The sequence below is a fragment of the uncultured Allobosea sp. genome (assembly GCF_945956895.1).
In the GTDB taxonomy this organism is placed as follows: Bacteria; Pseudomonadota; Alphaproteobacteria; order Rhizobiales; family Beijerinckiaceae; genus Allobosea.
Genome location: NZ_CAMFJF010000001.1, coordinates 180,062 through 194,708 on the forward strand (window position 1 = coordinate 180,062; position 14,647 = coordinate 194,708).

Annotated in this window: 13 protein-coding genes; 5 read left to right on the top strand and 8 right to left on the bottom strand. The window is 68.0% G+C overall.

Annotated features, from left to right (window positions below; all coding sequences use genetic code 11):
• Positions 1-66: 66 nt before the first annotated feature.
• The 6 genes from Q0Q02_RS00905 to chpT all read right to left on the bottom strand — a co-directional run bounded on the left by Q0Q02_RS00905 (position 67) and on the right by chpT (position 6,428).
• Positions 67-954 (bottom strand): protein-glutamate O-methyltransferase CheR, encoded by an 888-nt coding sequence (locus Q0Q02_RS00905; protein ID WP_293806162.1) that lies wholly within the window; start codon positions 952-954, stop codon positions 67-69.
• Positions 951-2,066: a chemotaxis-specific protein-glutamate methyltransferase CheB gene (gene cheB / locus Q0Q02_RS00910; RefSeq protein ID WP_293806163.1), complete on the bottom strand. Its 1,116-nt coding sequence runs from the start codon at positions 2,064-2,066 to the stop codon at positions 951-953. The genes Q0Q02_RS00905 and cheB overlap by 4 nt, the downstream gene beginning before the upstream one ends.
• Before the next feature lie 89 nt (positions 2,067-2,155).
• Positions 2,156-2,521, bottom strand: coding sequence for a PleD family two-component system response regulator (locus Q0Q02_RS00915; protein WP_038359309.1), 366 nt, complete (start codon positions 2,519-2,521; stop codon positions 2,156-2,158).
• Positions 2,522-2,552: 31 nt separating this feature from the next.
• Complete coding sequence (locus tag Q0Q02_RS00920) at positions 2,553-3,056, bottom strand: chemotaxis protein CheW (protein ID WP_293806164.1); 504 nt, start codon at positions 3,054-3,056, stop codon at positions 2,553-2,555.
• Complete coding sequence (locus Q0Q02_RS00925; protein ID WP_293806165.1) at positions 3,053-5,677, bottom strand: chemotaxis protein CheW; 2,625 nt, start codon at positions 5,675-5,677, stop codon at positions 3,053-3,055. The genes Q0Q02_RS00920 and Q0Q02_RS00925 overlap by 4 nt, the downstream gene beginning before the upstream one ends.
• A gap of 109 nt (positions 5,678-5,786) precedes the next feature.
• On the bottom strand, positions 5,787-6,428 hold the full coding sequence (gene chpT, locus Q0Q02_RS00930; protein WP_293806166.1) for a histidine phosphotransferase ChpT: 642 nt from the start codon (positions 6,426-6,428) through the stop codon (positions 5,787-5,789).
• 125 nt (positions 6,429-6,553) lie between these two features.
• Here chpT and Q0Q02_RS00935 point away from each other — a divergent pair, with 125 nt between their 5' ends.
• Entirely contained in the window at positions 6,554-7,387 is an 834-nt protein-coding gene (locus Q0Q02_RS00935) for an inositol monophosphatase family protein (RefSeq protein WP_293806167.1), read from the top strand.
• Positions 7,388-7,399: 12 nt separating this feature from the next.
• Here the strand turns inward: Q0Q02_RS00935 and Q0Q02_RS00940 are convergent, their stop codons facing one another.
• The gene (locus Q0Q02_RS00940; protein WP_293806168.1) at positions 7,400-7,957 is read right to left on the bottom strand and encodes a YHS domain-containing (seleno)protein; all 558 of its coding nucleotides are present in this window, start codon (positions 7,955-7,957) and stop codon (positions 7,400-7,402) included.
• Positions 7,958-8,251: 294 nt separating this feature from the next.
• Between Q0Q02_RS00940 and Q0Q02_RS00945 the strand changes: the two genes are divergently transcribed.
• The 4 genes from Q0Q02_RS00945 (at position 8,252) to Q0Q02_RS00960 (ending at position 12,268) form a co-directional block, all read left to right on the top strand.
• The gene (locus Q0Q02_RS00945; RefSeq protein WP_293806169.1) at positions 8,252-8,839 is read left to right on the top strand and encodes a DUF1134 domain-containing protein; all 588 of its coding nucleotides are present in this window, start codon (positions 8,252-8,254) and stop codon (positions 8,837-8,839) included.
• Positions 8,840-8,958: 119 nt separating this feature from the next.
• Entirely contained in the window at positions 8,959-10,203 is a 1,245-nt protein-coding gene (locus Q0Q02_RS00950; protein WP_293806170.1) for a hypothetical protein, read from the top strand.
• A 266-nt stretch (positions 10,204-10,469) separates the two neighbouring features.
• Positions 10,470-11,408 carry a sugar kinase gene (locus Q0Q02_RS00955; protein WP_293806171.1) on the top strand — a complete coding sequence of 313 codons (939 nt, stop codon included), beginning with the start codon at positions 10,470-10,472 and terminating at the stop codon, positions 11,406-11,408.
• Positions 11,408-12,268 carry a TIGR01459 family HAD-type hydrolase gene (locus Q0Q02_RS00960; protein ID WP_293806172.1) on the top strand — a complete coding sequence of 287 codons (861 nt, stop codon included), beginning with the start codon at positions 11,408-11,410 and terminating at the stop codon, positions 12,266-12,268. Before Q0Q02_RS00955 ends, Q0Q02_RS00960 begins: the two co-directional genes overlap by 1 nt.
• A gap of 18 nt (positions 12,269-12,286) precedes the next feature.
• Here the strand turns inward: Q0Q02_RS00960 and Q0Q02_RS00965 are convergent, their stop codons facing one another.
• A complete protein-coding gene (locus Q0Q02_RS00965) occupies positions 12,287-14,647 on the bottom strand; it encodes a glycosyltransferase family 39 protein (RefSeq protein WP_293806173.1) in 2,361 nt (786 codons plus the stop codon).

A 14,647-nucleotide genomic window follows, 5' to 3' on the forward strand; every position in this document is an offset into this window, starting at 1 on the left:
CAGTCCCCCTGGATTGCTTCGCCGCGCTCGCAATGACGGGGCTGTTCCGTCAAGAAATCGGCTGCATCAGCCGCGCATCCCGGCGGCAATGGCGGGGCGCGGCCGGAGGCCCGGCGCAGCGGAGGTGGCGAGGGCCGCCGCCATCGACGCGTGCCGATAGAGGCCGCGATGCTGCGGGTCGCAAACGAGCTTCGTCGCCAGCCCCAGCACGGTCTCCGCGGCGCCGAGCAGGAAGGCACCGTCCGGCACCAGCCGCGGCGCCAGCAGCTCCAGCACCTTCATCTTGGTCGGCACGTCGAAATAGATCAGGACGTTGCGGCAGAAGATCACGTCGAACCGGCCGAACGGGTCGTTGCGCTCCAGCAGGTTATGCTGCCTGAACTCGACCATCGAGCGGATGCGCTGCGAGACCTGCCATTTGTCGCCGACCTGCTGGAAATGCTTGAGCAGCATCTGAATGGGCAGGCCGCGCTGGATCTCGAACTGGCTGTAGATGCCGGTGCGGGCCTTTTCCAGAATCTCGGCGGAGATGTCGGTTCCGAGAATCTCGATCTTCCAGCCGGCAAGACGGTCGCCGAGCTCGTCGATCAGCATGGCCAGCGAATAGGCTTCCTGGCCGCTGGAGACGGCCGCGCACCAGATGCGCAGCGAGCGGGTGGCGGCGTTGGCGGCGAGGCGCGCGGGCAGGATGACGTCCCGGAACAGGTTGAACGGCGTCTGATCGCGGAAGAACAGCGTCTCATTGGTGGTCATGGCGTCGACCACCGCGCTTTCGAGGTCGGGATCGCGACCGAGCCTGAGCTGGCGGACGAGCGCCTCGATATCGACGACGCTCCGCCGACGGCAGAGGATGCCGAGACGGCTCTCGGCGAGGTAGCGCTTGTCCGCCGTCAGCGACAGGCCGGAGCGCTGCTGCAGCAGGAGGCGCAGGAAGGCGAAATCGGCTTCGGTCATACCGGCTGCACTCCGCGGACGAGGCAGCGGATCGAGGCGCCGATCTCGTCGAGCGCGATCACCTTGCTGGCATGGCGGGCGCGGACGACCGAGCCGGGCATGCCCCAGATCGTGCTGCTCGGCTCGTCCTGGGCGATGACGGCGGCGCCGGCCTTGCGCAGGGCGCCAGCGCCATCCGTGCCGTCGCTGCCCATGCCGGTGAGGACGAGACCGAGTGCGGCCGGGCCGAGATGGCGGGCCGCGTCGCTGAAGAGCACGTCGACAGCCGGCCGGCAGAAATTGACGGGCGGTTCGTCGCCGATGCGCGCGACGATATGGCCGAGCCGGCGGTCGATGCCGAGATGGCGCCCGCCCGGCGCGATATAGACGGTGCCGCGCATCAGGCGCTCGCCGTCGAAGGGCTCGCGGGCGGGGACGCCGATATGGCTGGAAACCTGCTCGGCGAAGGAGGCGGTGAAGAGCGGCGGCATATGCTGGACGACGACCGTCGTCAGGTCATTGAGACCCTCGCCGATGTCGAACAGCACCTTGGCGACGGCGCGGGGGCCGCCGGTCGAGGCGCCGATCACGAGATAGCGCGGCATCACCGAGACGAGCGGGCGCAGGTTGACCGGCCCGGCATGGGGCAGGTCGGTGTCGGTCTCTGGCGGCAGCGAGCCGGGCTTGACCGGCGTCTGGACGATGTTGCCGAGCTTGAGCAGGAATTCGCTGCGGAAATCGAGCGAGAGCGTCATGCCGCTGCGGCTGTCCGGCTTGGAGACCACGTCCATCGCGCCTCGGGTCATGCATTCCAGCGCGATGCGGGTGTTGCGCTCGTTCAGCGTCGCCGCGAGCAGGACGCCGGTATGAGGGCTTTCCCTGAGGATCTGGGGCAGGGCGGCTGCGCCGTCGACGCCGGGCATGTCGAGGTCGAGCACCATCACGTCGGGCTTGAAGCGGGTGGCATGGGCGACCGCGGTTTCGCCGTCGCCAGCGACCGCGACGACATGGAAATTGCCGGCCTCGCCCAGCCAGCGCGCGAAGAGCCCGCGCACGACGACGGAATCGTCGACGATCACCACGGTCTTGTGCCGCGATGCGGGGGCTGCAGAATTCGCGCGCGGAGACAACATGGGGATGTTTCTCACTGAGCCGGCGGTATCGACGAAGACATGTCAGGCAGGAAGAGCCGGATGCGCGAGCGCATCGCAGGCGTTCCGGCTCAGAGTAATCCGACCTGATGGAATTTCGAAGCCACGATCTCCTTGTCGAAGGGCTTCATGATGTACTCGTCCGCCCCGGCATGCATGGCCCGCGCGATATGGGCGATGTCGTTCTCGGTGGTGCAGAAGACCACCTTGGGGCGCTTGCCGCCCGGCATCTGGCGCAACGTGCGCAGGAACTCGTAGCCGTCCATGATCGGCATGTTCCAGTCGAGCAGGACGGCGTCCGGCATTTCGCCCTTGCAGGCGTCGATGGCGCGCGCGCCGTCCTCGGCTTCGGCGATACGGAACTGCAACCCTTCGAGAATGCGGCGGGCCACCTTGCGGATCACCGCTGAGTCGTCGACGACGAGACAGTATTTCATGACTTTTGGCTCCAGAACTGGGGCGCCGCCATCAGGCTGCGCTGCGAAGGTCGAGATCGAGAACGGCATCGAGGTCGAGAACCACGAGAAGTTCGTCGGCGAGGCGATGAATGCCGGTCGCCAATGCCGCCCAGACGCGATCGAGATGAACCGGGAGCGGTTCGAGGGTCGAGCGGTCGAGCCTGATGACCTCACCGACGGCGTCGACGATGAGCGCATAGGCCTCGCCATCGTGGTCGATGCCGATCGCCGTGAGCTCGTGGCGGCCCTGGCTGTCGAGCTTGAGCTCGACCGGGCGCCCCAGCCGCTTGCGCAGGCAGACCGCGGTGACGATGCGGCCGCGCAGGTTGATCAGCCCGACGATCTCGTCGGGCGCGCGTGGCACGATGGTGATGCGGTTGGCGATGAAGACGTCCTGAACACGGCTGATCGGCAGGCCGAGGAGCTGCTCGCCGACACGGATCGTCACATAGTCCAGCGAGTCGCCGAAGCCGGTTGCCGCAGGCTCGGGGATGTGGGGTTCGTTCGCCATCATGCCGCATGCCTCAGGTCGGCGCCGGCCGTGTTGAGTTCGCTCAGCAGGGCACGGCGGTCGAATTTCGCGACGACGTCGTCGAGGCCGGCCTGAACCGCGCGCATGTGCAGGTCGGGCGTAGCGCAGGTGGTGAGGCCGAGGATGCGCAGGCGCTCGCCCTTGGCCCGCTCGCGCAGCAGTGCGGCAAAGGCGAAGGCGGCCTCGCTGTCGCGGTCGAGATCGAGCAGTGCGAGCATGATCGACTCGCCGGCCGAGGCGAGTCCGGCTTCCTTGAAATCCGACAATGTCGCGATGATCCGGCCCGAGGCCTTGAGGACCGGGCTCAGCATGTCGCGCAGGAAGTCGGAAGGCTCGACCAACAGGATCCGGCCGGGGAGTTCGGCGCCGCGCGCGACACCGAACCAGCCGGGCTCGTTCAGCGGCAGGTAGTGGGCGAGGTCGAGCACGTCGGTGGCGCGGCCGCGGATCATGGCGGAGCCGATGATGCCGCGCTCCTCCGCCGCTGCCATCTCCAGCTCGAACGTGTCCTCGACGATGTCGACGATCGCCTCGACGGCGAGCGCGGCGGTGAGATCGCCGTTCGAGACGATGACCAGCGGCTGGATGCCCTGGTCGCGCAATTGCGTATCCGCCACCGGCGTCACCGGAACGAGGCGCCCGCGGTAATGCAGCAGCGTGCGGCTGCCGCTGCGCTGGAACTCGCCGGCCTCGATCTCCTCCAGCCGTGTCACGAGGGAGAGCGGCAAGGCCTGGAGGCTGCCGGTACCGGCCCGGAAGACGAGCATCGTCGTGCGCTCGCCGCGATGCACCTGGGCAGCCGCCTCGCGTGGCTCCTCCTCGACATCGTCGGAGATCGCCGCCCCGACCAGGCGCGCGACGCCGTTGGGATCGACGATGAGCACGACGGTGCCGTCCCCCAGGATCGTGTTGCCCGAGAAGAGCGGGATGTGGCGCAGCTTGCTCGACATCGGCTTCACCACGATTTCCTCGGTGTGGAAGACGCTGTCGACGAGGATACCGAATTGCCGCTCGCCGATCTGGGTGACGACGATGAAGCCTTCGCCATCCGCGCGCCCGGCATGCTGCGTGCCGGCGGAGGCCATCAGGCCCGGCAGCGACACGATCGGCAGCAGGCGCCCGCGCAGCCGCAGGACCGGGGCGCCGTTGATCTCCTCGATGCGGTTGTCGTCGCCGGCCTTGGCCCGGACCAGCTCGCGCACCGCGATCTGGGGGATGGCGTAGCGATCCTCACCGGCGACCACGATCAATGCGGAGATGATGGCGAGCGTGAGCGGGATCTTGATGGTGATGGTGGTGCCCAGGCCCGGGCGACTGGCGACATCGACGGTGCCGCCGATCGAATCGACATTCGCCTTGACGACATCCATGCCGACGCCGCGGCCCGAGACCGCGGTCACGCTGTCGGCGGTGGAGAAGCCGGGATGGAAGATGAAGCGGCCGATCTGGCCGTCGCTCAACCGTTCGAGCTCCGCCTCGCTGGCGAGCCCATTGGCGATGGCCTTGCCGCGGATGCGCTCGATGTCGAGGCCGCGTCCGTCATCGGCGATCGAAATGGTGACCGAGCCGCCCTCGTGATAGGCGGCGAGCCGGATTGTGCCGTGCTCGGGCTTGCCCGCCTCGCGGCGATCCGCCGGCAATTCGATCGCATGGTCGGCGCAGTTGCGGACCATATGGATCAGCGGGTCCTTGATCAGGTCGAGGATCTGGCGGTCGAGCTCGGTCTCGGCGCCTTCCGTCACCAGCTCGATGCGCTTGCCCAGTTCGGCGCTGAGGTCGCGCACGATACGCGGCAGCTTCGACCAGGCATTGCCGATCGGCTGCATGCGCGTCTTCATCACGCCGTCCTGCAATTCGGCGGTGATGAGCGACAGGCGCTGGAGCGGGGCCTTGAGCCCGGCATCCTCCTGGCGCCTGGCGACCTCGAGGAGCTGGTTGCGGGTCAGGACGAGCTCCGAGACCATCGTCATCAGATGCTCGATCGTATCGACATTGACGCGCAGTGTGGCCGGAGCGCTGCTGCGTGCAGGGCTGTGCGTATCCTCGACCGGTGCGGGGGCTTCCGCGCCTTCGATCCGGCCGTTGCGCCCGCGCTGCGGACCCGGTGCGCTGCGGAAGACGATGTCCTCGACGCTCGTCTCGGGCGCTGTCTGGCCGTGGCGGGCGAGGTAGGCGGCAACCGGGTCGAGCGAAATGTCCGCCGGAGGCTGCTGCTTGAGCTCCCCCTTGGCGCGATCGGCCAGGGCCAGAAGCTCGCCGATCAGCGTCTCGTCGTTGCCCTCGGGTTCTTGGCCCTTCTCCGCGAGCTCGGCGAGGATGTCCTTGATCCGGTCGATGGTCTCGAGGATCGCGGTCACCGCGGTGGGCTTGACGGTGGCGCCGTCGCGGAACTGCCCGATCACCGACTCGGCGGCATGAGTCAGCGCTTCCAGCCGGGGCAGGCCGATGAAGCCGCAGGTGCCCTTGACCGTGTGGACCAGCCGAAAAATGTTCCGCAGGATGTCACGGTCGTTGGGGGCCTGCTCAAAGCGGACGAGTTCCCGATCGACCGTGTCGAGATTCTCGCCGGTCTCCGTCAGGAACTCTTGCAGCAGCTCGTCCATGCAGGAACTTCACTCAACGCGGAACGCTGCAGGAACTAAAGCAGGAGAACGGTTTATGATCGGTTGAGATCGTGCCTCGACCGGTAACGACCGTTCAAGCCGGCTTCGTTCAGGCCGCCTTGGCGGCCTTGATCGTCACCGTGTCGCCCTCGATGGCGAAGGTGATGCCCATTTCGGCGGCGCGGGCGACCATGCCGGCATAGAGTGGCTGGACGGCATGGGCGTCGATCGTGCCGGTCTCCGAACGGCCGGCCAGGAGCTCTTCGACATGGGCCGGGATGCGGGCATGCGAGCCGGTCGCGGTGATCTCGAAGGTGCCCTGCTCGCCCTCGACGGTGGCGCGCGAGACGAGCTTGCCGCCGCGCGGCACGGCCTGCGTCGCCAGCACCAGCAGGTTGAGCAGCAGCTTGACCTGGTTCTTCGGCAGCAACGCGCGCGGCGCCTCCCAGTCGAGCGAGAGCTTCTCGTCGTTGAGGAAGCCGTTGGCGACATTGCCGGCATCGCCGAGATCGATCATTGCGCCCGCTGAACCCGCCGCGCCAAAGGCGAGGCGTGCGAATTGCAGGCGGGCGGAGGCGGCCCGCGCGCTCTTCTTGATCAGTTCCAGCGCGAAGTCGCGCATCGAGGGATCGTCTTCCTCCAGAACTTCAAGAGCGTTGACAATCGCGCCGACCGGGCTGATCACGTCATGACAGACGCGGCTGCACAGAAGCGCAGCCAGATCGAGCGGCTCGAGCGAGATGTCGGTCATGGGGGCGAGGTCCTGGAAACGGGGAGGCGCCGGATTGGGGCGCCGTTATCGCTTGATATGCTGCTATCTTGGTTTTCATGTGGTTAATCGCCATATGAGGGCGGTTATGAGAAGGATGGGCCGCGATGATCGGCCATGACGATCCCCGCCTGCGTGATCGCGACGGGCTGGGGCGCAAGCTTGCGGAAGCCGCTGGGTTGAGTGCTGCCGTCCTGCTGGCCAAGCGGGCGGCGCGCGATGTCCGGCTGAAGAGCGACGGTTCGCCGGTCTGCTCCGCCGATCTTGCGGCCGACCACGCCGCCAAGGCGGCGCTGGCGCGTTTGCTGCCCGGCTTTCCGATCGTCAGCGAGGAGACGGCGCAGAACGCGGCGCCCGGCGCCATCTTCATCCTGCTCGATCCACTCGACGGCACGCGCGAATTCCTCGCCGGCGGCGACAGCTATTGCGTCGCGATCGCCGTCGTACGCGATGGGCGGCCGATCGCGGGGGCCATCGCAGCCCCGGCGCTGGGGCGGCTCTGGTTCTCCGGCGCGCACGCCTATGTGCAGGATTTCGGCCCTGACGGCATCCTTCTGGGCGAGGCCAGGCGCACGAGCGTGCGCACTGTCCCGGGCGAGGGGCCGGTCGCGCTGGTCAGCCGCTTCCATGGCGACGGCCGCAGCGACGACATCGCGGCTTCGATGTGCTGCAGCAAGGGCATCCCCATGTCATCGGCGGTGAAGTTCGGGATGATCGCTTCGGGCGAGGCCGATATCCATGTTCGCTGCGGCCAGACGATGGAATGGGATATCGCGGCGGGCGACGCCATCCTTTCGGCGGCGGGCGGGATCGTGTTGACGCTGGACGGCACCTTGCCCGACTACGGCCGCAGCGAGCGTCAATTCCGCAACCCGCCGTTCGTGGCGGCGTCGAGCGAAGCACTGGCACGCCAGGCCATCGCCGGAGATTGCGGCGGCTGAGCTTCCGCCCTTTCAGTGGGCGATAAGGCGCTGGACGGTGTTCCAGCGGCTTTCGGCCTGCGCCAGCAATCCCGTATCCTGCAGGAAGCGCTGGCGGTTGTCGGCGGAGCGGAACAGGAACAGACGCGATCCGACCACCGCGAACTGGCTGGGGTCGCTGTCGACGGCAACGCCATTGGCGACACCGGTCGGGTCGAAGCCGCCGAAGGCGGGTGTGTAGATTTCCGGCGCATCGCGGAAGGCTTCCAGATTGGCCTGCGAGGCGAAGCGCCAGGCGAACCGGTCCTGGATGAGCTCGTATTCGACGCGCCCCGCCAGAGGCTGCGGGCCCAGCCGATAGGAGACCGGGTCGAATCCATTGATGGCGAGGCCCGTGCGCAGGTCCCGCTGCATCACTTCGCCAAGTGAAGGCAGGTCCGGCAGGCCGGAGGGCAGCGTCGAGAATGGAGATGCGGCTGCCGCGTCAGGTGCCGCCTGCGGGGTGCCGGCCAGAGCTAATGGGGCGATTGCGAGAAGCGAGACGAAGCCAGCGGCGAGCGAGATCCAGCGCTGCCTTGTTGCGGCCTTCATCGCATCAAATCCTCTGGCAGGTCCCATCCCGGGCCGAACGGCTCTCCGGAATCTTCACGCCTTGGATAGATTTGCGGCGTATCAAATTCGTTACCGAATTGATTCGCATTCGCCGAACGTCGCGCTTCGACGTTCGGTCGGGCGGCGGATGGCCCAGGATCGGCCCGCCCCCCGGTCCGTGCCGCATCCATCCCGGGACGGCTGCCGTGCAGCCGCCGCAGGTGCCGAGCGGACGGACGATCGAACCGCCCCGGCGCTCTGCCTTGTCTGGCGCCCTGCCTGGAGATGTCGCTGATGACCCAGACCCGCCGCAACCTGATCACGGGCGGTCTCGCCGTGGCTGGCGCGAGCTTGAGCGGGGTGCCGCTTTCCGCGCTTGCCCAGAATTACCAGAACCAGCAGTCGTTCAGCCAGAACGAGCTCGTCGGCTCCGGACACAAGTTCTTCGGCAACGTGTCGCGCGGCCTTGCGCTGACGATCGAGGAGGCGGTGCGCCGCTGGGGCGAGCCGAACGGCTATGTTCTCGGTCAGGAAGCTTCCGGTGCCTTCGTCGGTGGCCTGCGCTACGGCGAGGGCCAGCTCTATACGCGCAATGCCGGCGACCGCCGGGTGTTCTGGCAGGGGCCGTCGATCGGGTTCGACTTCGGCGGCGAGGGCGCACGCACGATGATGCTGGTCTACAACCTGCCGGTGGTCGACGCGCTCTACCAGCGTTTCGCCGGCGTGGATGGATCGGCCTATTTCATCGGCGGCTTCGGCTTCACTGCGCTGACGGCGGAAGGCATCATGATCGTGCCGATCCGCACCGGCGTCGGTTGGCGGCTCGGCGTCAATCTCGGCTATCTCAAGTTCACGCCGCAGGCGACCTGGAACCCGTTCTGACCGTCGAGCCAGGGGCTGTGGCCGGATAGGTGGCGCTCGGTTGCCGGGCTACCCTCTCTGGCCATGACGCCGCCGTCATGGCAGATTCGACCTCAGCCCATAGTCGGGAGTCCTGAGACTTGATCGAAGCCGCCATGCTGTTCGCGCTCGGCTTCCTCTGCGCCGCCCTCATGGCTTTGGCGGCCGTGCCGGCGTTGACGCGGCGGGCCGACAGGCTGGCGCGCAAGCGGGCCGAGGCTGCATTCCCGCTGTCGCTTGCCGAAATCGCCGCCGATCGCGACCATCTGCGCGCCGAGCTCGCCTTGCGCATGCGCTCGGCCGAGCAGGACGCCGAGCGCGGCTTCGCCGCGAAGGCCGGCGCGATGCAGGAACTCGGCCGGCGCGACATGACGATCGGGCGGCTGGAACGCGAACTTGGCGAGCGCGACACCCGGATCGGCGGACTTGAGGACGATCTGGCGCAGACCCGCGCCGAGCTTGCCGATACGCAAGCCGTGCTCGCAAGCGAACGAACCGGTCATGCTGAAACCGCTGCGACGCTGGAAAAGCGGGTGGCGGATCTCGCTAGCCTGGAGCGCAGCCTCGAGGAGACGCGCGCGGCCCTGAGCGGCACGGGCGCAGACTTGAACACGCGCAATGACGAATTGGCGCGGGAGCGCGAGACTGTCGGGCGGATCGAGGCTCTGCTGGCGGAACGCGAGCGGGAACTGGCGGAGAGCCGCAATGCGGCCGAGAAGCTGCGCGTCACGCAGGTCGAAGCCGGCACCCGCATCATGGTGTTGCAGGCCAAGGGCGACGAGCTTGCCGACAAGCTCGCCGTGACCGAGAAACGCCTCGCCCAGAGCGAGGCGGCGCTGCGCGCGATGACCGGCGAGCGTGATGGCGAGCGGGTGCGGGCCGATGCCTTCGACGCGCGGGCGGTGCAGGCCGAGGCTGGTCTTGCGGCTGCCGATGCCCGTGCCAGCGCGGTGGGTGTCGCGGCGCAGCAGCTCGAAACGCAACTTCGGCAGGAGCAGGCCGAACATGCTGCGACCAGGGATATCCGTGGAGCACTGGATTTGGCGCTGGCCGCCGCGAAGGATGACCATGAGGCGGTCGAGCGGCGAAACCGGGAGGAGGTCGCAACCTTGCAGGACGCTCAGAACGAACGCGAGAGCCAGGTCGAGATGCTGCGAGCCGAGCTTCAGACGCTCCAGGGTGCGTTGACCCAGGCCCGAACCGACCGGGCCGAGTTGATGGACGAGATTTCGGCCCTGCGCAGGGTCGGGAGCGCGGGAGCCCACGACGCGGCCCTGCGCCAGGAGATCGTCAAGCTGGCGGATCGGCTCATGAGCGCAGCGCCGAAGCGCGAGGCAGCGGAATAGGCGCGGCCAGCGGTTGGCGGCCACCGGCGTTTTCCGATTTTCCACTGAAACACGGCGTCATCCCGGGCTTGACCCGGGATTCATTCCAGAGCGCTTCCGGCGAAGGTTCAGGCATGGATCCCGCATCTTCGCTGCGCTCCGTCCGGGATGACCCGCGCTTTTCCGAAATGCATCCTGTCTGCTCTCTCGCGGATTTCACTTTGCCATTCGATGCTCTAGGAAGGCAGGACTTCCCGGCATTCCATGCCATCTGAATGGTTTGAAACGTGACCGACAGCCGCTTCGATCTTCTTTGCCTGGGCGAACCGCTCGGCGAGTTCAACGCGACCCGCGCCGAGAGCGGCGCCTTCCTGTTCGGGCATGGCGGTGATACCTCGAACTGCGCGGTTGCCGCTGTGCGCCAGGGCATGTCGGTCGGTTATCTCGGGGCGCTCGGCGACGACAGCGCCGGCCATTCGATCCGCGGACTGTGGAAGCGCGAGGGTGTCGACGATACGCATGTCGCGACCCATCCGAGCGCGCCGACGGGCCTCTATTTCGTCGATCACGGCCCCTCCGGCCATGTCTTCTCCTATCTGCGCGCCGGTTCCGCCGCGAGCCTCTACGGTCCCCGCGACCTGCCGCGCGACCTGATCCGCTCGGCCCGGATCATCCAGGCCTCCGGCATCAGCCAGGCGATCTCGGCCAGCGCCTGCGACGCGGTGTTCGACGCGTTCGATACCGCGCGCAAGGCCGGCGTGCTCACCGCCTATGACACCAACCTGCGCCTCAAGCTCTGGCCGCTGACCCGCGCCAAGGCGATCATCCATGCCGCCTGCGCCATGGCCGACATCATCCTGCCGGGGCTCGACGACGCCACGCAGCTCACGGGCCTCAACAACCCTGACGCCATCGTCGATTTCTATCTCGGCCTCGGCGCGCGCGTGGTTGCGCTGACACTCGGCCATGAGGGCTCGCTGGTGGCGACGCCGGTGCGGCGTGAGCGTTTCCGGCCGATCAAGGTCGATGCGATCGACGCGACCGGCGCGGGCGATTGCTATGACGGAGCCTTCCTCGCCGAGTATCTGCGCACGGGCGATGCCTTCGCCGCCGGCGCCTATGCCAATGTCGCGGCGGCCCTGTCGACGCTGGGCTATGGCGCGGTGGCGCCGCTGCCGCGCCGCGCCGATGTCGAGGCGCGCATTGCCGCGGAGGCGCGTTCCTGATGAGTGTTCCGGTTCTGAAGCGGGCGGGCGATCTCCTCGCCCGCTACGATGTGCTGATCAGCGATGTCTGGGGCGTCGTCCATGACGGACTCTGGGCGCTGGAGCCGGCTTGCGAGGCGCTGATGGTTTATCGCGAGCGCGGCGGCACGGTGGCGCTGCTCTCGAACGCGCCGGGGCCGTCGCAGCAGGTTGCCGGTTTGCTCGACGCCAAGCGCGTGCCGCGCGAGGCCTGGGACCGGCTCGTCACCTCCGGCGACGTGACGCGCGCGCTGATCGCGCAGAGCCATCACAAGCGCGCCTATCATATCGGCTGGCAGAGCGATCGCGCCGTGTTCGACGGGCTCGATGTCGAGCTCGTCGATGAGGAGCGGGCCGATATCGTCGTCGCGACCGAGCTCAACGACTACCGCACCGAGACGCCTGAGCAGTACCGGCCGCTGCTGGAGCGCTTCGCCCGGCGCGGCTTGCCCTTCATCTGCGGTAATCCCGATCTCGTCGTGCATGTCGGCGAGGACCTGCTGCCCTGCGCCGGCGCGCTGGCGACGATCTACGAGCAGCTCGGCGGCTCCGTCGCCTGGGCCGGAAAGCCCTATCGCCCGGCCTATGATCTCGCGCTGGCGGCGGCTGCCGATGCCCGTGGCGGCCGTTCGGTCGAGCCCCACAAGGTGCTGGTGATCGGCGATGCCGTCCGCACCGACCTCGCCGGGGCGCGGCTGATGGGATTCGACAGCCTGTTCATCGCCGGTGGCATCCATCGCGACGAGACGATGCGGGGCGGGGAGGTCGCTTCCGCAGGCCTCGCCAAGGTGCTCGACGGTCTCCCCGTCCAGCCGATCGCGGCAATGGGCGCGCTGGCCTGAGGGCAGTATCGTGAGGCTTTACCCCGGTCGTCCGGCCGGGGGGCGCAGATGCGCGGCGATGTCGTGCCAGAGCCCCTGCAGCGGGCGGAAGACGAAGCGCACGGTCGATTTGCCGGGCGGCACGACGACGGCGCGGAACAGGACATTGGCGCGCAGCAGTTCGGCCGGCTGCCCGTCGATCTCGACCTGCCACCAATGGTGCCAGACATCGTTGAGCACGAGGTAGCCGCCGCGCGCCGTCTCGGCTGCGAGCGTCACGGTCGTGGTGCCGTAGTCGCGGATCGCGACGCTGTCTCGCCCGAGCGGGCCGGTCGGCAGGGGCGGAGGATCGCGGTCGAGCAGCACGGTGCGGCGTGGGTCGAAGCCCTCAGGCCATGCGCCGGTCGTGAGGATCGCGTCGAAATCAGCCTTTCGGGCGTCCGTGACCAGCAGCACGCGCGGCAGCGCGCGCGGGTTCTCGTAGACGAAGGCATCATTGGTGCGGGCGATCTGCTTGAGGTCTCCGGGCTTCAGGCGCTTGTCGATCTGCTCGACGGGCACGCCGGTCGCGATGAAGCGCAGGCCGAGCATGTCGGCGAGCAGGGAGCGATAACCCGGCATCAGGGGCGAGAAGGTGCGTTGGTCGGGCAGGGCGACATGGTCGCCGGCGCCGGTCGCCTTGCTGTAGAGGCCGAGCCGCAGCGGATTGTAGCCCAGCGTATTGTCGAGATCGTGGACGAGGCTGGCGTTCGGCCAGTGGAAACCGATGGCCGCGAGCTCGATGCGGTCGCGCCGGTCGGGAGCCATGGTGCGGGCGGTCTCGCGCTTCAGCAGCGCAATGGTGTCGTTGCTGCTGTCTTTGCGCAGGACGTCATAGGTTTGTGCGGGCAGGGCGGTGGACTCGCTGGGGCCGTTATTGACCGCGAGGTCGATGGTCAGCGTCGCGGCCAGGACCATGGTCGCGGCAAGGGCCGAGCCTCGTCCTGCTAGCCCGCGGGCGGCGATGAGGCCGCCGAGCGAGAGCATGGCGCAGAGCGCCGCGATCACGAGCGGCAGCGTCGCGACCGGGATGCGCCCGACCGTCCAGGCGAGCCAGAGCGCAAGGGCAAGCGCACCTGCGAAGATCAGCACCTCGAGGGCGACTTGCCAGGGCCGGGCCTTCGGTGCCGCGCCGGTCATGACGAGATGGGTCAGGTAGCCGCCGAGCAGGGCGAACAGGGCGCCGAGAATGAAGAGCGCATCGGCTGGGCGACGGTAGAAACTGATGCCAGGGAGTTCGAACAACAGGCGGAAGGCCGGCGTGTAGCGGCCTAGCGCGAAGAGCAACACGATGATCGTCGCGACGGTGAGCGGGACGATCTCGCGCCGCCAGAGCGCGCCGCGAACGAGGCCCACCGTGAGGATGAGCCCCATCGGCAGCAGGCCGAGATAGAGCTGGCTCATGTTGCGGGCGAGGAAGAGGCCGAGAGGCCCGAAGCGCGCCTCCCAAGCCGGGCTCGGTGCACCCCAGAAATCGGCGAGCGGGCCGGCCGCGCCGTAGAGATTGGCGAAGAGCCCGGTCAATAGCGCAGCCGGATGGAGCGAGCCCTTGCCGGCCCCGACGAAGTCGATGACGGGGCGGTTCGATTCCTGCGCGATGAAGGCGGTCAGCAGGATCGGGATCGTCGCGACAAGGACGGCGCCGAGCGTGCCGGCGATGAGTGGCGGCAGGCTCGTACGGATCGCGCGCCACGGGCTCTGGGCCATCAGGATGGCGGCGATGGTGAGCCCGGCCAATACATAGACGGCAATGAGCGCGACCTGATCACGCCCCAGCACCATGAAGCCGGAGACGATGCCGGCAGCGAAGCCATAGCCGACCGAGCCGCGCTCCAGCGCCCGCGAGAGCAGGAAGAGCGTGATCGCGAAATAGCCGAGGCTCAGCACCTGCCCGACATGCTGGATGCGCCAGGCGGCCGCCGCTCCGAAGGCGAAGGAGAGCGCCGCGACCACGGCGCCGGCCGGATGCCAGCCGCGATCGCGGAAGATCAGCACGATCGAGAGCGCTCCGAGCAGCAAGGTGCCAAGCAGGGCGCCGTCGCTCCAGCGGAAGTCCGGAGCCGGGTTCAGTGCGGCGATCAGCGCGAAGGAGGGCGAGAAGATCAGAGATTGCGGATCGGCGACCTGCGGCGAGCCGGAAAAGACATAGGGCGTCCAGAACGGCGAGAGGCCCTTGTGCCAGCTATCGGCGAGGAACTGGAGCTGCGGATGGAAATGCGCCTTGGCGTCCCAGGGAATGGTGAGGGTGCCCGAGAGCCAGGGCCAGGAGAGAGCCAGCCAGGCGATGAACACGATGGCGCAGACGCTGGCGAGCGGCCAGCGTCCGGGGCTGTCGGGCGTGATGTTGTCGGGCGCGGGCAT